Genomic DNA, 25,141 nt, shown 5'->3' with positions numbered 1-25,141 from the left:
GAAAGGGAGGAACATTATGAAGACGATCAAGGGACCGGCGCTGTTTCTGGCGCAATTCGCGGGCGATGACGCGCCCTTCAACTCTTGGGACAGCATCACCAAATGGGCTGCCGATTGTGGCTACAAAGGCGTGCAGGTGCCCAGTTGGGACGCGCGGCTGATCGACTTGGCCAAGGCCGCGTCGAGCAAGGATTACTGCGATGAGTTCAAGGGCAAGGCGGTCGAAAACGGCGTGGCGGTGACCGAGCTTTCGACCCACCTTCAGGGCCAGTTGGTCGCCGTGCATCCGGCCTATGACACTGCCTTTGACGGCTTCGCCGTCGAAGAAGTGCGCGGCAATCCCAAGGCGCGGCAGGAATGGGCGGTCGAGCAGGTGAAACTGGCGCTTTCGGCGTCCAAGAACATGGGGATCGGGGCGCATGCGACCTTCTCGGGCGCTTTGGCTTGGCCCTATGTCTACCCTTGGCCGCAGCGGCCTGCCGGGCTGATTGAGACGGCCTTTGACGAACTCGCCGCGCGTTGGCTGCCGATCTTGAACCACGCCGAGGATTGCGGTGTCGATGTCTGCTATGAGATCCACCCCGGCGAAGACCTGCATGACGGCATCACCTATGAAATGTTCTTGGAACGCACCGGCAATCACGCGCGCGCCAACATGCTCTATGACCCCAGCCACTACGTCCTGCAATGTCTTGATTACATTGATAACATCGACATCTACAAAGACCGGATCAAGATGTTCCACGTCAAGGATGCCGAGTTCAATCCGACGGGCCGTCAGGGGGTCTATTCGGGCTATCAAAGCTGGACGGACCGCGCCGGGCGGTTCCGGTCGCTGGGCGACGGGCAGGTTGATTTCGGCGCTGTCTTTTCCAAAATGGCGGCGAATGATTTCGATGGCTGGGCCGTGGTGGAATGGGAATGTTGCCTGAAACATCCCGAAGACGGGGCGCGTGAGGGGGCGCAATTCGTCTCAGATCACATCATTCGCGTGACCGACAAAGCCTTTGATGACTTCGCCGATGGCGGCACCGATGAGGCCGCAAACCGCAAAATGCTGGGGATCGACTGATGCCACGTATTCGACTTGGCATGGTGGGCGGCGGCAATGACGCCTTTATTGGCGGGGTGCACCGCATCGCTTCGCGTATCGACGACCGGTTCGATCTGGTGGCAGGCGCGCTGTCTTCGACGCCCGAGAAATCCGCCGCCAGTGCAGAGGCTTTGGGGATCCCCCGCTCCTACGGCAGTTTCGAAGAGATGGCCGAGGCCGAAGCCGCCCGCGATGACGGGATTGAGGCGGTTTCGATCGTCACGCCCAACCACGTCCATGCCGCTGCCGCCAAGGCCTTTCTGGCCAAGGGCATCCATGTGATCTGCGACAAGCCCCTGACCTCCACGCTCGAGGATGCGGAGGCGTTGGCGGCCAGCGTCGCGGAGGCCGAGGCGCTGTTCATCCTTACCCATAATTACACCGGCTATCCGATGATCCGCCAAGCGCGGGCCATGGTGGCGGCGGGCGATCTGGGCGAGATCCGCATCGTTCAGGCGGAATACCCGCAGGACTGGCTGACCGCGCCGATGGAGAACGAAGGCGTCAAACAGGCCGAATGGCGCACCGATCCCGCACGCTCGGGCGCGGGCGGCTCGGTGGGGGATATCGGCACCCATGCCCATAACCTTGCCTGTTTTGTCAGCGGTCTGGAGGTCGAAAGCCTTGCCGCCGATCTGCAAAGCTGGGGCGCGGGGCGCCAGCTGGATGACAACGCCCATATGATGCTGCGCTTCGCCGGTGGCGCGCGCGGCATGCTGTGGTCAAGCCAAGTGGCCCCGGGCAATGAGAACGCGCTGAAACTGCGTATCTATGGCGACAAGGGTGGTTTGGAATGGTCGCAAGAGGATCCTAACTACCTGTGGTTCACGCCTTTGGGAGAGCCGAAGCGCCTGATCACCCGCAACGGGGCAGGGGCGTCTGAGGCGTCGCAATCGGTAAGCCGCATTCCCGGCGGCCACCCCGAAGGGTACCTCGAAGGGTTCGCCACGATCTATAACGAGGCCGCCGATGCGATCCGCGCGGTGCAGGGCGGGGCGAGCCGCGAAAGCGCCATGGGCGTGCTGCCGGACATCACGGCGGGCATGGCGGGGATGCGTTTCATCAACGCCTGCGTCACCTCCTCGGCCAATGATGCGGCGTGGACCAAGCTATGAGTGCCACCCCCGTTCTTGCCCTGCGCGACGTGAGCAAGAGCTTCGGCTCGATCGAAGTGCTGCACGGCGTGACCCTCGCGCTAGAGCCGGGGACCGTTCATGCGCTGATCGGTGAGAACGGGGCGGGCAAATCGACGACGATGAAGATCATGGCGGGCTATCAACTGCCCTCCAAAGGCGCTGTCGAACTCGATGGTGCAGCGGTCCGTTTCGACAGTCTGCACGAGGGCGAGATGGCCGGGATCGTGATGATCCACCAAGAGTTCAACTTGGCGGAGCAGTTGACTGTTGAGCAGAACATCTTTCTGGGCCGCGAGTTGAAACGCGGGCCGCTGCTCGACAAGGCCGAGATGCGGCGGCGCACGCGGGACTATCTTGATCGGGTGGCCTGCAACGTCTCTCCGGATGCGCTGGTCTCGCGCCTGTCGAATTCCGACAAACAGATGGTCGAGATCGCCAAGGCCCTGTCGCGCGATGCGCGGGTGCTGATCATGGACGAGCCGACGGCGGTGTTGACCAAACGCGAGACCGATGTGCTGTTCAAACAGGTCGCGGCCCTGCGCGCGGCGGGAACGGCGGTCTTGTTCACCTCCCATAAATTGGACGAAGTGGCCGAGATCTCGGACCATGTCACGATCATGCGCGATGGCGCGGTGGTGCAATCCAGCCCGACCTCTGAGATCACCGAAGACGAAATGGCCACCGCCATGGTGGGCCGCGATGTCTCCGACCTCTACCCCGCCAAACCCGGCGTGGAGGAGGACGCGCCAGAGGTGCTCTCGGTCGAAAACCTCAGCGTGCCGGGCTTTGCCAGCAATGTGTCCTTCTCGCTGCGACAGGGGGAGATCCTCGGGCTGGGCGGGCTCATCGGCTCTGGCCGGACCGAGGTGATGGAAGGCCTGGCCGCGCTGCGCCCGGCAAGCGCCGAGCGTGTCACCCTTTTTGGGGAGCCGGTACAGTTCAAGCGGCCAAGCGACGCGCAACAGGCCGGGCTGTGCTATCTGACCGAAGACCGCAAGCTGCGCGGTCTGCTGCTGGAACGCGGCATGCGTGAGAACCTGACCCTGCAGAACCTCCATAAGTTCGGCGGCTTCCTGATCGACCGCAACGCAGAGGAAACCGCACTGACCGAGGCCATTGGCGAGTTCGACATTCGCGCGGGCAGCCGTGATGTGCGCGTCGGCAATATGTCAGGCGGCAACCAGCAAAAGCTGTTGCTGGCCAAGATCATGCTCTCCGAGCCGCGCATCCTGATCGTCGATGAACCCACCCGCGGCATCGACATCGGCACCAAGCAGCAAATCTATGCCTTCCTGCGCAAATTGGCCGATCAGGGCCACGCCATTATCGTGATCACCTCCGAGATGCCCGAACTCATCGGTCTTGCCGACCGCGTGATGGTCATGCGTTTGGGCGAGGTCAGCGGCACACTGAACGCAGGCGAGATCACGGAAGACGCGATTGTCCGCCTCTCCATGGGGCTGAGCGCCGAACAAATGCCGATGACGGCCTAAGGAAACCGAAGATGACAGATGTAACCACACCTCAAACCAAAAGCTTCCGGATGCCGTCGATGTCTGTCCTCGGGCCGATCATCGCGCTGATCGTTCTGCTGCTGATCGGCACGGCGCTGAATTCCAACTTCCTGAGTGCGGCGAATATCACCAACGTCCTCGCCCGCTCGGCCTTTATCGGGATCATTGCGGTGGGCATGACCTTTGTCATCACCGCGGGCGGGCTCGACCTGTCGGTGGGGTCGATGGCGGCCTTTATCGCGGGGCTGATGATCTTGGTGATGAACGCCGCCTTGCCGAGCCTCGGTGTCGGCGTGCCGATCATCCTATTGGGCATGTTCACGGCCATCGTCGCAGGGCTGCTCGCGGGGCTGTTGAACGGCTTTTTGATCACCGCCCTCGGTATTGAGGCCTTCATCGTCACGCTCGGCTCCATGGGCATTTACCGCTCGCTGGTGACGTGGCTGGCGGATGGCGGCACCCTGTCGCTCGATTTCGGCCTGCGCAGTTTTTACCGGCCCGTCTATTTCGACGGCATCCTCGGGATCAGCTGGCCGATCATCGTCTTCGCACTGGTGGTCATTATTGGTGAGATCATCATGTCGCGCAGCGTCTATGGCCGCCACTGCGCCGCCACCGGCTCGAACGAACATGTGGCGCATTATTCTAATGTGAACGTCAATCGCACCCGTCTGATCTCCTATGCCGCCTTGGGCATCTTGGTGGGCATCGCGACGATCATGTATGTGCCGCGCCTCGGCTCTGCCTCGGCCTCCACCGGGGTGCTGTGGGAGTTGGAGGCGATTGCCGCCGTGATCATTGGCGGCACCGTGCTCAAGGGCGGTTTCGGTCGGGTCTGGGGCACCGTCATCGGCGTGCTGATCCTCAGCCTGATCGGCAATATCCTCAACCTCACCGATTTCGTGTCGCCCTATCTCAACGGCGCGATCCAAGGGATTATCATCATTCTCGCTGTGATCCTACAGCGCGAAAGGAAGACGGCCCTTTAAGCCGTAGTTGAACGCTTCATGGGAGGAGCAAATATGACATTTACCAAAACATTTATTGCCACCGCGCTGGCCACGGCTGTTGGCACCGCCGCCTTTGCCCAAGACACCAAAGTCATCGGCGTGTCGATCCCGGCGGCGACCCACGGCTGGGCGGGGGGCATGAACTTCCACGCCAAGGAAACCGTCGAACGTCTGGAAGAGGTCTATTCCGATCTCGACTTCGTCCTCGCCACCGCGTCGGACCCCGGCAAACAGGTGAACGACATCGAAGACATGGTCGCCACGCGCAACATCGACGCGCTGGTGGTGCTGCCCTTTGAATCCGACCCGCTGACCCCGCCGGTGCAAGCCGTGGCCGACAGCGGTGCATGGGTTACCGTGGTGGACCGTGGCCTCTCCGTGGAAGGCATCCAAGACCTTTACGTTGCGGGCGACAACAGCGGCTTTGGCAAAGTGTCGGGTGAATTCATGGCCCAGCAAATGCCAGATGGCGGCGACATCGTCGTGCTGCGCGGCATCCCCACCACCATCGACAACGAGCGTGTCGAGGGGTTCAACGCGGCGATCGAAGGCTCCGGCATCAATGTGCTCGACATGGAGCATGGCAACTGGAACCGCGACGACAGCTTCACCGTGATGCAGGATTTCCTGTCGAAATACCCCAATATCGACGCGGTCTGGGCCTCGGACGACGATATGGCGATTGGCGTGCTGGCCGCGATCGAAGCGGCAGGGCGTGACGACGTGAAATTCGTGCTCGGCGGGGCTGGTATGAAAGAGATGATCAAGCGCACCGCCGATGGCGATGAGATGATCCCGGCCAATGTGACCTACCCGCCGTCGATGATCGCCACCGCGATTGAGCTGACCGCCGTGGGCCTCACCTCCAACGCGCCGGTCTCGGGCACTTTCGTGATCGGCTCGGTGTTGGTGACGCAAGAGAACGCGATGGATTTCTACTATCCCGACAGCCCGTTCTAATGGCCAAGGCCACCGGCAGCCTGCCGGTGGCTCCCTCTCATTTCTGAAGTAACGAGTACCGCATGACCTATCTCGGCTTGGACCTTGGCACCTCGGGCGTCAAAGCGCTTTTGATTGACGAAGGCCAACGGCCCTTGGCCGAGGGTCATGCCCCATTGGAGGTTCAGCGCCCGCACCCGATGTGGAGCGAGCAAGACCCCCATTCATGGATCACCGCCTGCGAGAGTGCCATCGCCGAGGTCCGCGCCGCGGCCCCGGAGGCATTCGCGGCGCTGCGCGGCATTGCCGTCTCGGGCCAGATGCACGGCGCCACGCTGCTGGATGCCAACGATCAGCCCCTGCGCCCGGCGATCCTGTGGAACGATGGCCGCGCCCATGCCGAATGCGCGGAACTGGAAGAGCGCGCCGATTTTCGCGGGCTGGGCGGCAATATCGTCATGGCAGGCTTCACCGCGCCCAAGCTGCGATGGGTGCAAAAGCATGAGCCCGAGATTTTCGCGCAGGTCTGCAAGGTCCTGCTGCCCAAGGACTATGTCGGTCTTTGGCTGACGGGGGAGCATGTCTCGGAAATGTCCGACGCGGCGGGGACGCTCTGGCTTGATGTGGAAAAGCGCGATTGGTCGGATGAACTGCTCGCCGCCACGGAGCTTAGCCGCGATCACATGCCGCGATTGGTCGAAGGCAGCGCACGGGCGGGCGGGCTTCGGGCCGAGCTTGCCGCTCAGTGGGGTGTCGGCAACGTCACCGTCGCGGGCGGCGCGGGGGACAATGCCGCCACCGCCGCGGGGCTGGGGCTGGTGCAGCCGGGGCAGGGGTTTCTGTCGCTCGGCACCTCTGGCGTGCTATTCACCGTGACCGACCGTTTCGCCAGCAACACCGAAAGCGCCGTGCATAGTTTCTGCCACGCGGTGCCGAAAACCTGGCACCAGATGGGGGTCATCCTATCGGCAACCGACGCTTTGGCATGGCTGGGCCAGATCACGGGGCAAAGCCCGGCGGCTTTGGCGGGGATGGTCAATGCGGTTAGCGAGCCCTCTGCGATCACCTTCCTACCTTACCTCTCGGGCGAGCGGACGCCGCATAACGCCCCCGATGCCGCCGGAGCCTTCCACGGGCTACGCCGCGCGCATGGGTTGCCCGACATGGTTCAAGCGGTGATGGAGGGGGTGGGCTTTGCCTTTACCGACTGCTGTCGCGCCCTCGACCACTGTGGTTCCTTGCCCGAACGGGTCTGCGTGGCGGGCGGCGGCAGCCAGTCAGAGACATGGTTGCAAATAATCGCCAACATCACCGGGCTGACCCTCGATGTGCCAGAAAGCGGTGCGCAGGGCGCGGCGCTCGGTGCGGCGCGGCTGGCGACGCTGGGCTGTGGCGGGGCGGCGGAGGCCGAGGTGATCCGCCCCCCGAAGATACGCAAAAGCATCGCGCCCAACCCCGCGCTCACGTCAGCCTATGCGGACCGCTATGCCGACTTCCGGGCGGCTTGGGAGCAGCGGCTGACGCGGTAGGTATCAAGCGTAAAGCAGGCAAAAAGTGGGGCGGCCATCACGCCGCCCCCCCCTCATCACATCCCGGCAATCACCTTGTCCAAAGTGGCGGGATAGTCGCGCACCCGCACGCCGGTGGCGTTGTAGATCGCATTGGTGATCGCTGCCGCCGCGCCGCAGATGCCCAATTCGCCGATCCCTTTGGCCTGTAGCGGGTTGGCCCAATCGTCCCGCTCTTCCAGCAGATCGACGGTCAGCTGCGGCACATCCGCGTTCACCGGGATGTGGTATTCCGCGAGGTTGTGGTTGACCACATGGCCGTCGCGCGGGTCAAAGGCCAGCTCCTCGGTCAGTGCGATGCCGATGCCAAAGGTCATGCCCCCCAGACATTGCGACCGCGCCGTCTTGGCGTTCAGGATCCGCCCGGCAGCAAAGGTGCCATGCATCCGCCGCACCCGCGTCTCGCCCGAAGCGGCATGCACCGCGACCTCGGCGAAATAGGCCCCGAAGGTGGCCTGCCGCACTGCCTCAGAAGTATCGCCGGGCTGGACGTGACCCACTTTGGCAATCTCATCCCCGTTCAGGATATCGCTCAGGCTGCGGGTCTGGTTGTCAAAGGTTGCCATCCCGTCTTTTAGCGTGAGGTCGCCTTCCTCCACCTCCAGCCGCGCGGCGAGCTGTTTGCGGATCGCCTCGCAGGCCAGATAGACTGAGGTGCCGCTCGACGACGCGCCCCACGACCCGCCGGAACCAGATGCCGGGGGCAGGGTGGTATCGCCCAAGACCACGTCGACCGCATCGCGCGGCAGACCCATCATATCGCCTGCAATTTGGCCCAAGATCGCATAGGTGCCGGTGCCGATATCGGTCATATCCGTTTCGACCCGCAGGCGGCCATCGGGCATCAGCGTCACGCGGGCTTGGCTCTCCATCAACACGTTCACCCGTGCGGCAGAGGCCATGCCATAGCCGATCAGCCATTCCCCCTCGCGCCGCTCCTTGACGCCGGGGCGGTCGGCCCAGCCGAATGTCTCGGCCCCGCTGTCGAGCGCCTCTCGGAAACGGCGGGAGGAGAATTCCTTGCCGCTTTCGGGGTCTTTCTCGGGGATGTTGCGGCGGCGCAGTTCGACAGGGTCCATGCCGATCTTATCGGCCAGTTCATCCATCGCGCCTTCGAAAACGGTGACGCCCACCGCCTCGCCCGGTGCGCGGACGGAGCCTGCGCAAAGCCGGTGCACCCGCGCCAAATCCATCGACATCTTGCGATTCGCCCCGGCATAGAGGAAATGCGAGGCTTGCAAAACCGGCTCGGCAAAGCTCTCTCCGGGCAGGTTGGACACCCGCGCATCATGGCCCAGACCGGTCAGCCGACCTTCGGCATCGGCGGCAAGGCGCACCTGCTGCGTGGTCTCGGACCGGCGCATCGTCGCCTCATAGACCTGCTGGCGGTGCAGCGCGACAGAGACCGGGCGGCCCACCTCTTTCGCGGCAATCGCCGCCGCGACCGCCTCGGGCGCGATGCCGAGTTTTGACCCGAAGCCGCCGCCGACATAGGGCGACAGGATGCGCAGCCGGTCAGGGTGGATGCCCAAGGCATCGGACAGCTCATTGCGGTTGTATTTCAGCATCTGATAGCTGCCGCGCAGGGTCAGGTCTTCCCCGTCCCATGAGGCGATGGAGGCATGCGGCTCCATTGGGGTGCTGGAATGCGACGGGGTGGTATAGGTTACATCGACTGAGAAAGCAGCCTGAGCCATAGCGCCCTCCAGATCGCCCTGATCCAGCGTTTTCGCCTCTTGCGGTTCAACCGCCGCCGTTGCGGGATCGACCGGCATGACCTCGCCATTCTCCAGCTCCACCTTCAGCGATTGCGCCGCATGGCGGGCCTGTTCGAATTCCTCGGCGACGACCACTGCGATCAACTGGCCGAGATAGGCGGCCTGTTCCGGCCCTTGAATTGGCGCTTGGTTCGCTGTGCCTTGCGCGGGGTTGCGCAGCAGGCGCGGGTCTTGGATCACGGCCAATACCCCCGGCATCTGCGCCACCGCGTCGCGGTTGGCCAAGACCACCCGGCCGCTATTGCCCGGCGCGCGGACCATGACGCCATGCACCATGCCCTCAACCTGCCATTCATTGGCATAGGTCGCCGTGCCGCTCACCTTCAGCGGCCCCTCGGGGCGGTCCAGCGGCGCGCCGACAAGCCCCTGCGCCATATCGTCCAGCCTGCGGGCGGTCGCAGGCGCGTCCATCTTGAATTGCTCGGTCATTGCTGGGCCTCCGCGGTAAGTTCGTTCAGCACCGACACCAGCGTGCGGCGGGCGAGGGGGATTTTGAAATCATTCGCGCCATAGCCTTTGGCCTCGGCCAGCAGCAGATCGGCGGCTTTGTTGAAAAGGTCTTCCGAAGGCACGTTGCCGGTCAGCAGATCCTCCACCTCCCCATTGCGCCAAGGTTTCGGCGCCAGCCCGCCAAAGGCCAGATCGGCACGGGTGATCCGCCCGCCCTCCATCTCGACAATCCCGGCGACCGAGACGAGGGCAAAGGCATAAGAAGCCCGGTCCCGCACCTTGCGATAGGTCTGGTTGCCCGTTACCGGCGCAGGCAGCACCACGGCGGTGATCAATTCGCCCGGCTCAAGAACGGTTTCTTGGTCTGGCCGCTCTCCGGGCAGCAGGTAAAGTTCATCCAGCGTCAGCCGACGTGTGCTGCCGTCTTCTTTCAGCGTCTCCACCTCGGCCCCGAGCGCCCGCATGGCCACGGCCATGTCGCTGGGATGGGTGGCGATGCAATGCTCCGAGGTGCCCAAGACGGCGAGGATGCGGTTAAACCCCTCCTTCGCCGAACAGCCCGTGCCCGGCTCGCGTTTGTTGCAGGGCATGGCGCGGTCGTAGAAATACAGGCAGCGCGTGCGTTGCAGCAGGTTGCCGCCAGTCGTCGCCTTGTTGCGCAACTGCCCGCTGGCCCCGGCCAGCAACGCACGGCTCAGCACCGGCCAGCCCTTGCGCAGGCGGGCGTCATTGGCCAGATCGCTGTTGGTCACCAAGGCCCCGATGCGCAGCCCGCCGTCTTCGGTCTCTTCGATCTCGCCAAGGTCGAGCCGGTTGATGTCGATCAGCGCCTCGGGGGTCATGACCTCCAGCTTCATCAGATCGAGAAGGTTGGTGCCCCCGGCGATGAAGGTACCACCGCTGGCTGCTTGCCGCGCGGCGGCCTCTGTGTTTTCGGCGCGGGTATAGTCGAATGGTCTCATGCGCTTTCTCCCGCCGCTTTTCGGATCGCCTCGACGATGTTGGGATAGGCCGAACACCGGCAGAGATTGCCACTCATCCGTTCCGCGATTTCTTCCGTCGTCAGCGCGGGCTTGCCGCTCAGGTCATCGGTCACATGGCTGGGCCAGCCCTCTGCGATCTCTTCCAGCATCGCGGTGGCCGAGCAGATTTGCCCCGGCGTGCAATAGCCGCATTGGAACCCGTCTTCGCTGACAAAGGCTTCTTGCAGCGGGCTGAGGTTGCCGGGCGCTCCGATGCCTTCGATGGTGGTCACCTCATCACCGTCATGCATACAGGCCAATGTCAGGCAGGCGTTGATCCGGCGGCCATTCACCATGACCGTGCAGGCGCCGCATTGCCCGTGATCGCAGCCCTTCTTGCTGCCGGTCAGTCCAAGATGGTGGCGCAGCGCATCCAGCAGCGTCGTGCGGGGATCGAGATCCAGCCGCTGCTTCGTGCCATTGATGGTCAGATTCGTTTCCACGGCAATTTCCTTTGGCTAAATGGGGGCGGAGGAGCGGCCCCCTCCGGCTATCGGCTGCCTCGGGACGTAGGGCGGCGTGGATGAGCGGCAAGCGGGTGTGGCTGGTGGAGCTGGGGCAGCGCACATTAGCAACATAACCATGATTACGAGGCTTTTGACTGCGCAGCCGCGTCCAACCGCCGCCCCCTCTGGCCGCTTGGCGCAAAGCCGATTAGAAGCGAGGGCGAAACCGGGGGAGCGAACCGTTGCAAAAGATCACACTGCCCGAAAGACCGGACTGGTGCGCCCATGCGCAAGAGGTGGGCTTTACCTTTGCCGATATGCATGGCGAACCCTATTGGGACGAAACCTCGGCCTATGCCTTCACCCTCACCCAGATCGAGAATGACATCGAAGACCCTTCGACCGAGCTTCACGCCATGTGCCGCGAGGCCGTGGCCGAGATCATCGCCAGCGAAGAGTTGATGACCCGGCTCGCCATTCCAGATGCCCACCGCGACCTTGTGGCCGACAGCTGGCGCCGGGGCGATCCTGAGATCTATGGCCGTTTCGATCTGGCCTATGACGGCACAAACCCGGCGAAACTGTTGGAATATAACGCAGATACACCGACCTCGCTTTACGAAAGCGCGGCCTTTCAGTGGCAGTGGCTTGAGGACCACTTGAAAGCGGGCGCATTGCCCGAGGGCACGGATCAGTTCAACGGCATTCATGAGGCGCTGGTCGCCCGCTTTGGCGATGTCTTCGAGCAGGACAGCGATCTGCATTTCACCGCCGTGGCCGACAACCCCGAAGACTACGGCACCGTCGAAGCCATGGGCTGGGCCGCACGCGAAGCGGGGCTGGGCGCGCATTACTGCGATCTCGACAAGATCGGGCTAAGCGACGATGGCCATTTCCTTGATGATCAAGACCGCCGCATTGCCGTCCTGTTCAAACTCTACCCATGGGAAGACCTGCTGCGCGACGACTACGCCGCCCATATCCAAGGCTCGGGCTGTCTGTTTCTGGAGCCTGCGTGGAAAGCGCTTTTGTCCAACAAGGGCCTTCTGCCGGTGCTGTGGCAGATGTTCGAAGGCCACCCCAATCTGCTGCCCGCGTTTTTCGAGGCTGATGTGGCCGATGCGCTCGCCGGGCGCGGCCCCGCCGCCCCCGCCTGCGCCGACGCCTTTGACCGTGCCGCGGCGGAACTGGCCGAGGCGCATGTCCGCAAGCCGATCCTTTCGCGCGAGGGGGCCTCGGTCACGATCCACCAGTCCGGTAAGGTGATCGAACAGTCGCAAAACTCTGATTACGCCGAGCATCCGCGCATCCTGCAGGCCTATGCCCCGCTGCCCACATTCGACGGTTTCCGCCCGGTGATCGGCTCGTGGATCGTGGGCGAGAGTTGCGCCGGCATCGGCATCCGCGAAGATCGCTCGCGCATCACGCAGGATTTGTCACGCTTCAAACCGCACTACATTGTGGCATAGCCCACCGCTCCGCCGCCCCTTGGCAGAAAGACGACCATTATGACCAAACGCTCGAAACGGGTTTCCATCGCCATTGTCGGCGCCGCCGCCTTCACCCTTGCTGGCTGTGAGGAGGAAAAGGTCGACGCCGCCGCCTTTCCCGACCTGCAAAGCTGTCTTGCCGATGCCGAACGTGGCGGGATGTACAGCGAACAGGAATGCGAAACCGCCTTTGACGCGGCGCAAACCCTCCATGTGGAATCCGCCCCGCGCTACGACAGCCTTGAGGTCTGCGAAGAGCAGCATGGCGAAGGCGCCTGCCGCTCGGAAGAGGCAGCGACCCAAGGCGGATCGGGCGGCATATTCATGCCCCTGCTGGCGGGCTATCTGATCGGCAATATGATGAGCAACCGCGCGGGCATGGCGGCGGCGCAGCCACTGTACAAGACGAAGGATGGCCGCTTTACCAACGCGGCACGCTCAAGCACCTATTCGACCAATCGCGGCGCGGCCAAGCTCAGCACCTCGCAATTCACCCGGCCCAGCACCACCATCGGCAAAACCCCGATGACCCGCGCCACCGCCGCATCGCGCGGCGGCTTTGGCCGGGCGGGCGGATCGCGCGGCTTTGGTGGCTGATCGGCGCTGACGCCCTACTTGCGGCGCAGCACCGCTGCGGCAAGGATCACGATCGCCAGCGACAGCATCGCCACCGCCCAGAAGGGATCGTTGCCATGGGGATGCACATGCGCGCCCTCATGCGCCGCCAACGGTGCGGCAAAGGTGGCGAGGGCGAATGTCAGTTTCTTCATCTCAATCTCCTTGATCTATCACGGTGGACCGGGCGGCCTCAGGCCAGCCCCAGAATCTCACGCGCCTGCTGCGCGGTGGCGACGGGGCGACCGGCCTCTGCGCAGATCTCGGCCGCGCGGGTCACGAGGGCGGCATTGGAGGGGGCGAGGGTCTGTTTGTCCAGCCGGATGTTGTCCTCCAGCCCCGTGCGCAGATGGCCCCCCGCGGCGGCGCACCATGCGTTCAACTCGGCCTGATGCCGCCCGATCCCGGCGGCGCACCACGGGATATCGCCGAAGAGCCGTTTGACGGTTTTGATATAGAAATCAAAAACCTCCCGATCCGCTGGCATGGCGTTTTTCACGCCCATGACGAATTGGATATAGGGCCGGGCCGGGATCTTGCCCGCCTTCGCCATCGCCTTGGCCTGTAGGATGTGGCTGAGGTCAAAGACTTCGATCTCGGGCAGCACGCTATAGGTCATCATCTCTTCCGCCAGCCAGTCGACAAGCTCGGGCGGGTTCTCATAGACGCGGTTGGGAAAGTTGTTCGACCCCACCGAAAGCGAGGCCATGTCGGGCCGCAGCGGCAGCATCCCGCCCCGGTTCTTGCCCGCGCCCGAACGCCCACCGGTCGAGAATTGCACGATCATGCCGGGGCAATGTTCCCGCAGCCCCTCTTGCAACCGCGCAAAACGGTCGGGGTCCGCCGTGGGGGTGCCATCGGCGGTGCGCACATGGGCATGGCAGATCGTCGCCCCGGCCTCAAAGGCGGCATGGGTGCTTTCGATCTGCTCGCTAATGTCGATCGGCACCGCCGGGTTGTCGGCCTTGGTCGGCAGCGATCCGGTGATGGCCACGCAGATGATGGCAGGAGTATCGGTCATGGGTGTCCTCGGCTTTCTGGAAAATCAATCGGCGCTGTCGCGGGCGAGGGCGATGACACGGCGGAGGGCTTCCTCCGTCGGGCCTGAGCTCTCCCCCTCGGGCCAGTCGTAGAACCCCTTGCCGCTGCGCTTGCCAAGCTGCCCCCGCTCGACCAATGCGGTGAGGCTGGGCGAAGGGTCGTGCCGGTCGCAAAGGTCCGGGTAGAGGTATTCGGCGATGCTCAGATGGGTGCCCAGCCCGTTCAGATCGCGCTGGCGGAACGGGCCGGAAAGCGCCATGCGCACGCCCACCGACCATTGCACGATCTCGTCGATCTCCGCCGGGCTGGCGACCCCTTGGTCCACCAAATGCAGGCATTCGCGCATGATGGCATGCTGAATGCGATTGGCCACGAAACCGGGCGGCGCGTGATCCAGCCGCACGGGACGCCGCTCCAACCCGCGCAGCAGGGTCATGACCTCGGCACAAAGCCCTTCGGGCGCGTCTTCAGCTGCGACGACTTCGACGGCGGGGATCACATCGCCGGGGTTGAAGAAATGCGTGATCACGGCGCGTTCGGGCCGAGCCATATCCGCCGTCATCTCTTCCAATCTCAGGCCAGAGGTGTTGGACAAGATCGGCGCGCCCTCCGGCACGGCCCCCTCCAAAGCAGCGAGCACACGGCGTTTCAGCGCGAGGTCTTCCGGCACGCATTCCAGCGCGAGATCGGCATGCCCTGCCTCCTCCAAGGCAGCGTAGGCGGTCGCCCCCGGCACCGTGGCCAAAAATGCCTCCCGCGCGGCCTCGGTCGGGTCGACCGCTTGAACCCTCCAGCCGTGCTGGGCAAAGAGCCTGCCGATGGATTGGCCCATCGTGCCCGCCCCCACGATGATGATGCCTTTGGCCATGTGATCCCCCTCCCGGATATCAGTTGTTTACTTATCACCAGAGCGTAGTGATAAGTAAATAGCAAATAGGAAAAAGGATGCCGCCCCGTGACCCAAGACCCCTCTCCGCGCCATGCGCTCGTCACCGGCGGGGCGCGCAACATCGGCCTCGGCATCGCGCGCAGGCTGCGTGAGGACGGCTGGCGTGTCTTCGTGCTGGATATCGAAGCCCCCGAAGACCCCGCGCTTCGGGCGGATGCGCAGCGGGTGGATCTGACGGACATCGCGGCGACCACGGCTGCCCTCCAACGCATCCTCGCGCAGGGGCCGGTGACCTGTCTGGTCAATAACGTCGGTATCGTGAAGCCCGCATCCTTCGACACCGTCGACCTCGACGATTTCGACCCCATCATGCATCTGAACCTGCGCCCCAGCATTCTGGCGGCGAAACTGGTCGTGCCGGGAATGCGCGCGGCGGGGGCTGGGCGGATCGTGATGAACACCAGCCGCGTGACCAAGGGCAAGATCGACCGCACGCTCTATTCCGCAAGCAAGGGTGCGATCCAGTCGATGGCGCGGACTTGGGCGCTGGAACTGGCGCGCGACGGGATCACCGTGAACTGCGTCGCCCCCGGCCCCATCGCCACCACCGCCTTTTGGGAGAACAACCCGGAAGACGCGCCGGAAACCCGCGCCATTGTCGATGCGGTGCCGATGGGCCGGATGGGAACACCTGAAGACGTGGCGCAGGCGGTGTCCTTCTTTGCCGATCCGCGCAGTGGCTTTATCACTGGGCAGACGGTCTTTGTCTGTGGTGGCACGGCGGTCGGGTAATCAGCCTTCGGGTTCTAGGGCCTCAAGCAGCCGGCGCAGAACCGGATTGCGCGCATTGCGCAGATAGGCCAGCCCGATCCGGCTTTGCACCTTGGCGTCGCGGATCGGCAGGAAGGACACGCCTGCATCCTTCATCCGCGCGGCAGAGGCGGGGACGAAAGCCACCCCGAGACCCGCCGAGACGAAGTTTACGATGGCGGTGAACTGCGGCGCGCGATGGGCCACGCTGGGGGCGAAACCGGCATCGGCGCAGAGTTGATAGGCGCAGGCGGCAAAGCCCATGTCGGGGCCAAGGTGGCTGAAGATGAAACTCTCCTCGCGCAGCGCCGCCATGGCAACGGAAGGCACCTCGGCAAGGCGGTGATCGGGCGGCACAGCCAGCAAGATATCCTCGGTATGAACCGTGCGGGTGGCCAAATCCTCTGGCACGCCGGAAAGCGGCAGGCGCACGAAACCCGCGTCGAGCCTGCCCGCCACGATCTCGGCGATTTGCAGGTCCATGTCCAACTCGCGCAGGATCAGATCCACCTCTGCCGCGCCCGCGCGCAACTCGCGCAGGAGCCGTCCGAGGATTCCCGCGTAGGAGGCCGAGCCGACATAGGCCAATTCGATCCGCCCGCGCTGACCGCTGCGCGCCGCTTCGGCCAATGCCTCGACCCGCCGGGCCTGTTGCAGCAGCGCGCGGGCCTCGGGCAGCAGCGACTTGCCGAAGTCGGTCAGCATCACCCGGCGGCGGTTGCGGTCAAAGAGAAGCTCACCGCCAAAGGCGGTTTCGAGATGTTTCAGCTGCTGCGTCAGCGCCGGTTGCGCCACGCCGAGCGCGGCAGCCGCTTGACCGAAATGCAGCGTTTCCGCGATGGCGACGAAGACCTCATACTGGCGCAACGTGGCGGTGAGTGGCGTTTCCATGCGGCCCCCTGAACTGACGTCAAAGGGTTTTCACACGCGGGCCGGTGATAAGCAAGTTAGATCACTGGCCCCTACACCTCCGCCGCGCGGGCGCGGCTGCGGCGGGCGTGCAGGGTCTCGGCCTCAGCCAGATCGTCGCTTTCGACCTTAATGGTCTCATGCCCACCGGGGCGCCGTGCACGCTTGCGCCGAAGCGGGCCGCTGTCATCGCTTTCCCGTGGGAGGATCAGCCGGTCGACAAGACTGCGGCGGAGGCCGAGGGTCGAAGTCAGATCGAAGACCCGCGCGGCGACCGCCTCAGCCTCTTGCGGCTGCACCAGCAACTCAAGCCGCGTGACGGGGCGGGATTTCTTGCCCTGCCCGCTGAACATCATGAGATCGACCACGCCCTCCATCTCGCGCAACCGATCCACCGCCGCGCCCAGTTCTTCGCCCGTCATGTCGTCGATATCGCAGGCGAATTGCACAAGACTGTCCTGCGCGATGCCCGCCGTGGCGGTGTCAAAAACGCTGACCCGCAGGATATTCGGCAGGCCTTTCATCACCCGCATCCCCGCGCCCGATCCGGTACAGCGCAGCCGCCCGGGTGGACGGCTGGCAATGGGGCTGCCGCCGGTGAGATGGGCAAGGATCGCGGCCCCGGTGGGTGTCACCCGCTCGCCCGGCACCCCGTCGTCATGCCAATCATAGCCCTGCAAGATCAGCGCCGTGGCGGGCGCGGGCACCGGCAGTTTGCCATGCGCCGTCTCGACCAGCCCCCCGCCAAGAGGCAGCGGCGCGAGCGAGACGGTCGCCCCCGCCAGCGCGGCGCAGATGCTGCCCGCGGCGGTGACATCCATCAGCGCGTCCCAATCCGCGATCTCGTGAAAATGCACCCGGTCGATGGGGATATCATGCACCTGCGCTTCGGCCTCGGCAATCCGGTGAAGGATCGCGCAGGCGGCCTCCGCCGTGCCCTCGGACAGCGCTGCGTTCTCTAGCAAGTTGCGCATGGCGCGATAGGTCGTCTCGGCACCGTGCCGCCTGCCGGCGTCGGGCGCTGTCAGCACCAGCTCAAACCGTCGCGACGTGATGCCCGAGGCGACATGTTCGCTCAGTTCTGCATATCCCACCTCAGCGGGGAGCACGGCGGCGACATCGGCCATTGCGCGCTCGGCCAGATCGGGGAAGGCATGCAGCATCGCTGCGATGAACATATCCCCCGCCGCTCCGCCAACGGGGTCGAGGTGTAGGTGCAGCCCTTGGCCCCGCATCAATGCCCCTCCGGCCATGGGTTGCGCAGCAGACCTGCGTCAAACTGCATCTCTTGCAGATCGCCCACCACCTCAAGCCCCGGGCGGTCGCGCAGTTCCGGCAGCATCGCCTCGGAGGCATAGAGATACTCAAGCTTCAACGTGTTGGGGATGCGCAGCAGCCGGACCTTGGTGATATCCTCGGCCCCGCAGGTCTTGACCGCCGTCTGGATCGCGGTGCGGTCGCAGGGCATGACCATCGGGATTTTCGACTGTTTTAGCACCTGCGAGGTGATGGCATTGGCATAGACCGCCTCGCGGTCAAAATCCTGCTCCAACCGCTGCGTGATCACATCCGCCCGCGCCGCGCCATTGCCGTTGCCGTTGCTGCGCGGCGAAAGGCCAAGCGCCACCAGCCGGGAGATATGCAGATGGACCTGCATCTTCTCGCTCGAAAACCGATGGGTGATATTGGGGTCCATCCCGGTGCCAGAGAACTCTTTGCCGATCTCATCCACCACCAGCACGTCCAGATCGCCCGAGGCCGAAGGCGCATCCAGCGGCCCCAGCGGCAGGCGGGGCATGTTGCGCATCGCCTCTTGCAGATAGGGCGCTTCGGCCTCCAGCATCCCGTCGCTGTCAAGCGCCACGACCTGCGCCAGCCCGTCATAGGCATTCTCAATCGTGCCGATGCCGAAAAGCACCTTGCAACGCTCCAACTTCATCCGCGCCATCTTGGCCACGAAGATGCCGACGTTATCGATGCCCCGCGAATGGCAGGTTTCGGCCCCCGATTGCTTGCCCAACCCGATCGAAAGCATCTTGGCCAGCCCGCTTTCGTTCGGCGCGCGGAAAGAAGTATGCGGCTTGATCCGGTTGAACAGGATAATCCCATCGGCGGCATTGGCATGGCGGTCCATCCGCACCGACATGCCGTTGTCGAGGACGCCGATCTCATCGGTTTCCATCGAAGAGCGGATTTCGCAACCGAGGCTTTCCTCGGTGGCGCCCAGTTTAGCCAAAAGCGCCGTTTGCCCCTCTGCCGTTGCCCCACCATGGCTGCCCATGGCAGGCACAACAAAGGGATGCGCCCCGCGCGCGCGGACCTCGGCCACGATGGCGGCCAGCAGTTCCGGCAGCTTCGCCAGCCCGCGGCTGCCTGCGGTGATGGCGATGGACATGCCCGGCTTGATCTTGCCCGCGCAATCGGCCTGCATCGCCTCTGCCACGGCGGCGCGCGGGTCGTCGATCTGGGTTGCGGCAAAGGTCTGACGGCAAAGCGCCATGCGCGGCAGCGGCGTATCCTCGACCAGTTTCACATAGTTCGGTTTCATCTGCGCTGTCCCCTTCGACATCTGTTACCCCGTGACCCCAATCGGCCAAGGCGCGAATTCTTCCTCGCCCACGCCGAGCGCTTCGGATTTGCTTTGCTCGCCCGAGGCGATGGCAAGGATGCGCTCGAAGATCCTTTGGCCCAATTCCTCTAGGCTTTGGTCGCCGTCGATGACCGTGCCGCAGTTGATGTCCATATCGTCCTGCATCTTGGTGAACATCGGCGTGTTGGAAGCGAGTTTGATCGTCGGTGAGGGGTAGGAGCCAAAGCACGACCCGCGCCCGGTGGTGAAGCAGATCAGGTTCGCGCCCCCCGCGATCTGCCCGGTGGCCGAGACGGGATCGAAGCCGGGCGTATCCATGAAGACCAGCCCCTTTTGCGTCACCGGTTCGGCATAGCGGTAGACCTCCATCAGCCCCGTGCTGCCGCTTTTCTTGGCCCCGCCGAGCGATTTTTCGAGCACATTTGCCAGCCCGCCTGCCTGATTGCCGGGGCTGACCACGCCGTTGATCTGCGTGTCGCGGCCCTTGGTATAGTCCAGCCACCAATCCATGCGTTCGACCAGCTTGCGCCCCACCTCTTCACTGCGGGCACGCCGGGTCAGCAGGTGTTCGACGCCGAAAATCTCGGGCGTTTCCGAAAGGATCGCCGTGCCGCCGTTGCGCACGAGGATATCAGCCGCCGCCCCCAGACCGGGGTTGGCCGAGAGCCCCGAAAGCCCGTCCGACCCGCCGCATTGCATCCCGATGGTGATATGTTCCGCCGAACAGGGCTCACGCCGGACGGCATTGGCCTGATCCAGCATTTCGCGCACCGCCTCTTTGCCTTCGGCAATCGCGCGGGCCGTGCCGCCGACATGTTGCATGGTGACGCAGCGCAGCATCTTGCCCTCGGCCAACCCCTCCTCTTCAAAGAATTGGGCGAGGTTGTTGCGCTCACAACCCAGCGACAGGACCACGGCACCGGCCAGATTGGGGTGGCGGATATAGCCCGAGAGCGTGCGGCGCAGCAGGTCCATCGGCTCGCCCGTAAGCTCCATTCCGCAGCCGGATTCGTGGATGAAGGGGATCACCCCGTCGACGTTCTCCCATGCCTCCATCCGCTCTTCGTCGAAGTAATTGGCGATCTTGCGCGCCACGGTGGCCGAGCAATTCACGGTGACGAAAAGCCCGATGTAGTTGCGCGTGCCGACCCGGCCATTGGCGCGGCGGATGCCCATGAACTGGGCGCGCTTTTGCGGTGGCAGCAGCTTGGTCGGGGTATAATCGCGGGCAAAGGCATAGTCTTTGTCAACCGCGTCGAACTTGATGTTATGGCTGTGCAACCAATCGCCTGCGGCGATCTCTTCTGCCGCATAGCCGATCACCGTGTCGAATTTCAGGATCGGCGCGCCGCGCTGGATCGGGCGGATCGCGATCTTGTGACCTTGGGGCGTATCATGGTTGGCACGCAGCCCGTCTTGCGGCAATACCGCGCCACGGGGAACCGCCGCGGTTGCCACGACCACGTTATCCGTCGGTGACAGCAGCATTACCTTTGCGCGTCTGTCCTCTTGCATGGTCTGGCTGTCCATCGGATGCTCCCCTCCCTCGGGTGTCGAAAAAACCGCTTCGGTAAGATGTCATTAACTGATATATTAGATTTAACAGCTATGGAAGAGCCCGCATGACCGCATCGAAGAAACCCGCCGCGCAGAGCGCACAGACCCTTGCCAAAAGCATCCTTGGCGGTGGGGCCGACTTGGGACTGTTCGAGGGCGGGCCCACGGGACGCGGGGTTTACGCCACCCTGCGCGATCAGATCGTAAGGCTCGACCTGCCGCCCGGCACACCGCTGTTGCGTGCCGAACTGGCCGAGACCCATGGCGTCAGCTTGACGCCGCTGCGCGATGCGCTGCAACAGCTGGCCAAAGAGGGGCTGGTCAAGATCTACCCGCAATCGCGCACGCTGGTCACGCCGATCGATATGTCGGCGATCCGCGAGGCGCAGTTCATGCGCATCGCGCTTGAGACCGAAGTCGTGCGCCGTTTGGCCGATGAGATCGCGCCCGAAGCCCTCACCCGTCTGCGCAGCATCGTCGCCTTGCAAAGCAGCATTTCGGACCAGCCCGGCGATGTGCCGACCTTTCAGGAGTTGGACGAGGTGTTTCACCAGACCCTCTTCGTGGCGGCGGGCCATGTGCAAAGCCAGCGTATCATGCGCAGCCATGCGGGCCATCTGGAACGTCTGCGCCGCCTGCATCTGGACGATATTGATGAGGCGGGCCGCATTCTGAACAACAAGGACGTGATCGGCGGCCACAGCCGCATCCTCGACGGGATCGAAGCGGGCGATGCGCCCGCGGCGATGGGGGCGCTGCGCCAGCACCTACAACGCACCGTCGACCGGATGACCGAGAAACGGGCGGCTTTCCCGGAGTATTTCACCCCGGAAAAGCCCTAACTCAGCGGTTGTTGGCCTTGCGCCACGCGGCGAACTTATCAAGGTTCTCTTGCTTGGTGCCGGGGTAAAGCCCGATGATCCCGGCGCCATCCTTGACCTGCTCCACCACGAAATCCTCATAGGCGGTCATCTCGACAGCCTCTTCGGCCACCTCTTCGGCAATATCCGCGGGGATGATGATCACGCAGTCGTCGTCGCCCACCACGATATCGCCGGGAAAGACCGGGGCATCGCCGCAGCCTACGGGGCAGTTGATCTCAATCGCCTCATGCAGCGTCAGGTTCGTGGGGCTGGAGGGCCGCGCGTGATAGGCGGGAATCTCAAGCGCGCCGATGGTCGCCGCATCGCGCAAGCCCCCGTCGGTCACCACACCCGCCGCGCCGCGCATCATCAGCCGGGTGATCAGGATGTCACCGGCGCTGGCGGCGCGGGCATCCTTGCGGCTGTCCATCACCAACACATGGCCCTCGGGGCAGGTCTCGATCGCGACGCGCTGCGGGTGCTCGGGATTGCGGAATTCGACCAATTGGTTGCGGTCTTCGCGGGCAGGCATATAGCGCAGGGTAAAGGCAGGGCCGACCATGTTGCGCCCCTTGGCGGCTACCGGACCGACCCCCTGCACCACCTGATTGCGCAGCCCGCGCTTGTACAGCGCCGTCGCCAATGTCGCGACCGAGACCGCTTGGAGTTTCTCGCGTAGTTCGGGGCTCATGCCGCCTCTCCCTTCAGTTGATTGTCTTTCACGAATTGATCCAACACCGCCTGCTGCTGTTCCGTCAGCGGCCATGCGGAAGGCGGGCGCGTGGGGCCGCAATCCTGTCCGATGGCCATAAGGGCGGCTTTGACGCCGGTGACATTGGTGCCGTTATGCTCTTCCGCGCGGATGTCCTCAAAGGCGCGCATCCCGGCGATGAGGCGGTTCGCTTCGCCGTAGTCGCCTGCGTCGAGTGCCGCGTGGATGGCGACCGAGCGCTCGGGCCAGACGTTGATGAGGCCCGAGGTGAAGCCCCGCGCCCCCACGGCATAGAGCGGCGGCGCCCAGACCTCGGCCAAACCGCCGACCCAGACGATGTCTTTCGGCGCCGCTTCGATCGCGCGGGCAAGGTTCAAGGGGTTCGGCGTGGCCCATTTGACGCCCTTCACCCCGTCGACCTCGCACAGCCGCGCGATGCCCTCGGGCCCCATCGCATCGTTGCGCAGGTACAGCATCACCGGCAGCCCGCCCGAGGCATCACGCACCGCGCGCACATAATCGACCGTACCACGGGGAGAGACAAAGGGATCGGGCGGCTGATGGATCATCAGCGCATCCGCCCCCGCCTCGGCACTTGCCTTGGCCAGCGCACAGGCATCGCGAATGCCGCGCCCGACACCCGCAAGCAGCGGCGCGCGCCCGTCGATCATCTGCGCCACCTCGCGCACCATGGTGCGGGCCTCGTCATTGGTCAGCGCGTAGTATTCGCCGGTATTGCCGTTCACCACCGGGATATGCACCCCGGCGGCAAGCGCGCGGTCAATGATCGGCGTCAGCTTGCGCGGCGCGATCTCTCCGCCCGCGTCATAGGGCGTCACGAGGATGCCCGAGATGCCGGTAAGCGCTTTCGAAAGATCATGTGTCATTGCCAGCCCCTCTCAGAAAATATCCGGCTCACCCGCCGCTTGGCCGAAGGCCGCGGTGAGGTAGTCAAAGTCGCAGCCCTGATCGGCCTGCCCCACATGACGCTGGAACATATAGCCCCAGCCCCGCTCAAACCGTGGCTCGGGCGCTTTCCACGCAGCGCGGCGGGCGGCGAGTTCGTCCTCAGCCACCAACATGTCGAGGGTTCGGGCCTCAAGATCCATGCGCACGATGTCCCCCGTCTTGAGCAGCGCCAGCGGCCCGCCCACGAAAGACTCCGGCGCGACATGCAGGATGCAAGCGCCGTAAGAGGTGCCCGACATCCGCGCATCCGAGATCCGCAGCATGTCCCGGTGCCCCTGTTTCAGCAGCGCCTTGGGCATCGGCAGCATCCCCCATTCCGGCATCCCCGGCCCGCCCTGCGGACCTGCGTTGCGCAGCACCAGCACATGGTCGGGCGTCACATCGAGGTTTTCGTCGTCGATGGCGGCCTTCATCTCGGGGTAGCTGTCAAAGACCAGCGCCGGGCCTTCGTGGTGGTGGAACTTTGGATCGCAGGCCGCCGGTTTGATCACCGCGCCATTGGGGCAAAGGTTGCCCTTGAGCACGGCAAGCGAGCCTTCCTTATAGACCGGGTTCGACAGGGGCCGGATCACGTCGTCATTATAGACAGGCGCATTCGCGATCCCCTCCTCCAGCGGTTTGCCGGTGCAGGTGATGGCCGACCGGTCAAGCTTGTCGCCCAACTGGTCCATCAGCGCCCGCAGCCCGCCCGCGAAATAGAAATCCTCCATCAGATATTCGCTGCTGCCCAAGGGGCGGATATTGGCGATCAGCGGCGTGATGCGGCCCAGAGCGTCGAGATCGCTCAACTCCAGCGCCACCCCGGCCCGGCGCGCCATGGCCAAGAGATGCACCACCGCATTGGTCGAACAGCCCGTCGCCATCGCCACCGTCGCCGCGTTTTGCACGGCGGCGGGGGTGATGATCTTGTCCGGCGTCAGGTCTTCCCAAACCATATCGACAATGCGCCGCCCGCAAGAGGCGCTCATCCGTTTGTGCCCCGCATCCGCAGCGGGGATCGAGGTCGCCCCCGGCAGGGTCAACCCCATCGCCTCGGCAATCGCGGTCATGGTGGAGGCGGTGCCCATCGTCATGCAATGCCCGTAGGACCGCGCAATGCCGCCTTCGACGCCGACCCATTCCTCGGCCGAGATCGTGCCTGCGCGGCGTTCGTCCCAGAACTTCCAGGCGTCCGAACCAGAGCCAAGCGCCCGGCCCGCGTAATTGCCCCGCAGCATCGGCCCCGCGGGCAAGAAGATGAACGGCACGCCTGCGCTGATCGCCCCCATGGTCAGACCGGGCGTGGACTTGTCACATCCGCCCATGAGCACCACGCCATCGAGCGGGTGCGAGCGGATCGTCTCTTCGGTCTCCATCGCGATCATATTGCGGTAGAGCATCGAAGTCGGCTTGGTGAAGCTCTCGTCGATCGAGATCGTCGGTATCTCAAGCCCCAGCCCCCCGGCCTGCGCGATTCCCTTCTTCACGTCCTCCGCGCGGTCGCGGAAATGAAGGTGGCAGGGGTTCATCTCGGACCAAGTGTTCAGGATGCCGATCACCGGGCGGCCTTCCCAATCCTCGGGGCCCAGACCCATCTGCATCATGCGCGACCGATGGCCAAAGCTGCGCAGATCGTCGGGGGCGAACCAGCGCGCGCTGCGCAGCTGATCGGCGGTTTTCTTGGTCTCGGTCATGGATTCCTCGCCAGCTAAAACATCATCACAAAAAGGTTGGAAAACACATCTTGCTCGAACTGATATA

General features: G+C 64.2%; 23 protein-coding genes. 10 read left to right on the top strand and 13 right to left on the bottom strand.

Going from position 1 to position 25,141, the window contains the following annotated elements; translation table 11 throughout:
* Positions 1-16 precede the first annotated feature (16 nt).
* From ACGYLO_RS19465 to xylB, 6 genes are all read left to right on the top strand, one after another.
* Positions 17-1,072: a sugar phosphate isomerase/epimerase gene (locus tag ACGYLO_RS19465; protein ID WP_271690198.1), complete on the top strand. Its 1,056-nt coding sequence runs from the start codon at positions 17-19 to the stop codon at positions 1,070-1,072.
* Complete coding sequence (locus tag ACGYLO_RS19460) at positions 1,072-2,208, top strand: Gfo/Idh/MocA family protein (RefSeq protein ID WP_271690197.1); 1,137 nt, start codon at positions 1,072-1,074, stop codon at positions 2,206-2,208. Before ACGYLO_RS19465 ends, ACGYLO_RS19460 begins: the two co-directional genes overlap by 1 nt.
* A complete protein-coding gene (locus ACGYLO_RS19455; RefSeq protein WP_271690196.1) occupies positions 2,205-3,722 on the top strand; it encodes a sugar ABC transporter ATP-binding protein in 1,518 nt (505 codons plus the stop codon). Before ACGYLO_RS19460 ends, ACGYLO_RS19455 begins: the two co-directional genes overlap by 4 nt.
* 11 nt (positions 3,723-3,733) lie before the next feature.
* Positions 3,734-4,732, top strand: coding sequence for an ABC transporter permease (locus ACGYLO_RS19450; RefSeq protein WP_067263827.1), 999 nt, complete (start codon positions 3,734-3,736; stop codon positions 4,730-4,732).
* Positions 4,733-4,765: 33 nt separating this feature from the next.
* On the top strand, positions 4,766-5,713 hold the full coding sequence (locus tag ACGYLO_RS19445; protein ID WP_209219132.1) for an ABC transporter substrate-binding protein: 948 nt from the start codon (positions 4,766-4,768) through the stop codon (positions 5,711-5,713).
* Between the two features lie 62 nt (positions 5,714-5,775).
* A complete protein-coding gene (gene xylB, locus ACGYLO_RS19440; protein ID WP_394377240.1) occupies positions 5,776-7,221 on the top strand; it encodes a xylulokinase in 1,446 nt (481 codons plus the stop codon).
* A 56-nt stretch (positions 7,222-7,277) separates the two neighbouring features.
* Here xylB and ACGYLO_RS19435 read toward each other — a convergent pair whose 3' ends face one another.
* From ACGYLO_RS19435 to ACGYLO_RS19425, 3 genes are read right to left on the bottom strand one after another with little or no spacing between them, the layout of a single operon-like run.
* Complete coding sequence (locus ACGYLO_RS19435) at positions 7,278-9,467, bottom strand: xanthine dehydrogenase family protein molybdopterin-binding subunit (protein WP_276154478.1); 2,190 nt, start codon at positions 9,465-9,467, stop codon at positions 7,278-7,280.
* Entirely contained in the window at positions 9,464-10,450 is a 987-nt protein-coding gene (locus tag ACGYLO_RS19430; protein WP_271690193.1) for a xanthine dehydrogenase family protein subunit M, read from the bottom strand. Before ACGYLO_RS19430 ends, ACGYLO_RS19435 begins: the two co-directional genes overlap by 4 nt.
* On the bottom strand, positions 10,447-10,953 hold the full coding sequence (locus ACGYLO_RS19425; RefSeq protein WP_271690192.1) for a 2Fe-2S iron-sulfur cluster-binding protein: 507 nt from the start codon (positions 10,951-10,953) through the stop codon (positions 10,447-10,449). Before ACGYLO_RS19425 ends, ACGYLO_RS19430 begins: the two co-directional genes overlap by 4 nt.
* Positions 10,954-11,198: 245 nt before the next feature.
* Here ACGYLO_RS19425 and ACGYLO_RS19420 point away from each other — a divergent pair, with 245 nt between their 5' ends.
* On the top strand, positions 11,199-12,425 hold the full coding sequence (locus ACGYLO_RS19420; RefSeq protein ID WP_271690191.1) for a glutathionylspermidine synthase family protein: 1,227 nt from the start codon (positions 11,199-11,201) through the stop codon (positions 12,423-12,425).
* 39 nt (positions 12,426-12,464) lie between these two features.
* A complete protein-coding gene (locus ACGYLO_RS19415) occupies positions 12,465-13,043 on the top strand; it encodes a DUF1190 domain-containing protein (protein WP_394377239.1) in 579 nt (192 codons plus the stop codon).
* A 14-nt stretch (positions 13,044-13,057) separates the two neighbouring features.
* On the opposite strand, the gene ACGYLO_RS19410 is transcribed toward ACGYLO_RS19415, so the two are convergent.
* From ACGYLO_RS19410 to ACGYLO_RS19400, 3 genes are read right to left on the bottom strand one after another with little or no spacing between them, the layout of a single operon-like run.
* Positions 13,058-13,216: a peptidase M23 gene (locus ACGYLO_RS19410; RefSeq protein ID WP_073037890.1), complete on the bottom strand. Its 159-nt coding sequence runs from the start codon at positions 13,214-13,216 to the stop codon at positions 13,058-13,060.
* Between the two features lie 38 nt (positions 13,217-13,254).
* Positions 13,255-14,082 (bottom strand): 3-keto-5-aminohexanoate cleavage protein, encoded by an 828-nt coding sequence (locus ACGYLO_RS19405; protein WP_271690189.1) that lies wholly within the window; start codon positions 14,080-14,082, stop codon positions 13,255-13,257.
* A 24-nt stretch (positions 14,083-14,106) separates the two neighbouring features.
* Positions 14,107-14,970, bottom strand: coding sequence for a 3-hydroxyacyl-CoA dehydrogenase NAD-binding domain-containing protein (locus tag ACGYLO_RS19400; protein WP_271690188.1), 864 nt, complete (start codon positions 14,968-14,970; stop codon positions 14,107-14,109).
* An 87-nt stretch (positions 14,971-15,057) separates the two neighbouring features.
* On the opposite strand from ACGYLO_RS19400, the gene ACGYLO_RS19395 reads away from it, so the two are divergent.
* Complete coding sequence (locus tag ACGYLO_RS19395; RefSeq protein ID WP_271690187.1) at positions 15,058-15,783, top strand: SDR family NAD(P)-dependent oxidoreductase; 726 nt, start codon at positions 15,058-15,060, stop codon at positions 15,781-15,783.
* Here ACGYLO_RS19395 and ACGYLO_RS19390 read toward each other — a convergent pair whose 3' ends face one another.
* From ACGYLO_RS19390 to ACGYLO_RS19375, 4 genes are all read right to left on the bottom strand, one after another.
* Positions 15,784-16,692 carry a LysR family transcriptional regulator gene (locus tag ACGYLO_RS19390; protein WP_276154487.1) on the bottom strand — a complete coding sequence of 303 codons (909 nt, stop codon included), beginning with the start codon at positions 16,690-16,692 and terminating at the stop codon, positions 15,784-15,786.
* A 71-nt stretch (positions 16,693-16,763) separates the two neighbouring features.
* Positions 16,764-17,945, bottom strand: coding sequence for a LarC family nickel insertion protein (locus ACGYLO_RS19385; RefSeq protein WP_271690185.1), 1,182 nt, complete (start codon positions 17,943-17,945; stop codon positions 16,764-16,766).
* Entirely contained in the window at positions 17,945-19,279 is a 1,335-nt protein-coding gene (locus ACGYLO_RS19380; RefSeq protein WP_271690340.1) for a lactate racemase domain-containing protein, read from the bottom strand. Before ACGYLO_RS19380 ends, ACGYLO_RS19385 begins: the two co-directional genes overlap by 1 nt.
* A 3-nt stretch (positions 19,280-19,282) precedes the next feature.
* The gene (locus ACGYLO_RS19375) at positions 19,283-20,830 is read right to left on the bottom strand and encodes a UxaA family hydrolase (protein ID WP_271690339.1); all 1,548 of its coding nucleotides are present in this window, start codon (positions 20,828-20,830) and stop codon (positions 19,283-19,285) included.
* 92 nt (positions 20,831-20,922) lie between these two features.
* On the opposite strand from ACGYLO_RS19375, the gene ACGYLO_RS19370 reads away from it, so the two are divergent.
* Entirely contained in the window at positions 20,923-21,699 is a 777-nt protein-coding gene (locus tag ACGYLO_RS19370) for a GntR family transcriptional regulator (protein ID WP_271690338.1), read from the top strand.
* A 1-nt stretch (position 21,700) separates the two neighbouring features.
* Here ACGYLO_RS19370 and ACGYLO_RS19365 read toward each other — a convergent pair whose 3' ends face one another.
* From ACGYLO_RS19365 to araD, 3 genes are read right to left on the bottom strand one after another with little or no spacing between them, the layout of a single operon-like run.
* The gene (locus tag ACGYLO_RS19365) at positions 21,701-22,411 is read right to left on the bottom strand and encodes a ribonuclease activity regulator RraA (RefSeq protein ID WP_271690337.1); all 711 of its coding nucleotides are present in this window, start codon (positions 22,409-22,411) and stop codon (positions 21,701-21,703) included.
* Positions 22,408-23,319, bottom strand: a complete 912-nt coding sequence (locus ACGYLO_RS19360) for a dihydrodipicolinate synthase family protein (RefSeq protein WP_271690336.1) — start codon at positions 23,317-23,319, stop codon at positions 22,408-22,410. Before ACGYLO_RS19360 ends, ACGYLO_RS19365 begins: the two co-directional genes overlap by 4 nt.
* 12 nt (positions 23,320-23,331) lie before the next feature.
* Complete coding sequence (gene araD, locus ACGYLO_RS19355) at positions 23,332-25,074, bottom strand: L-arabinonate dehydratase (protein WP_271690335.1); 1,743 nt, start codon at positions 25,072-25,074, stop codon at positions 23,332-23,334.
* Between the last annotated feature and the right edge of the window lie 67 nt (positions 25,075-25,141).

Source organism: Sulfitobacter sp. 1A13353 (assembly GCF_043557255.1).
GTDB classification, from domain to species: Bacteria; Pseudomonadota; Alphaproteobacteria; order Rhodobacterales; family Rhodobacteraceae; genus Sulfitobacter; species Sulfitobacter faviae.
Note: the sequence above shows the minus strand (reverse complement) of the source record. Positions and strands in the feature narration are given on the sequence as shown.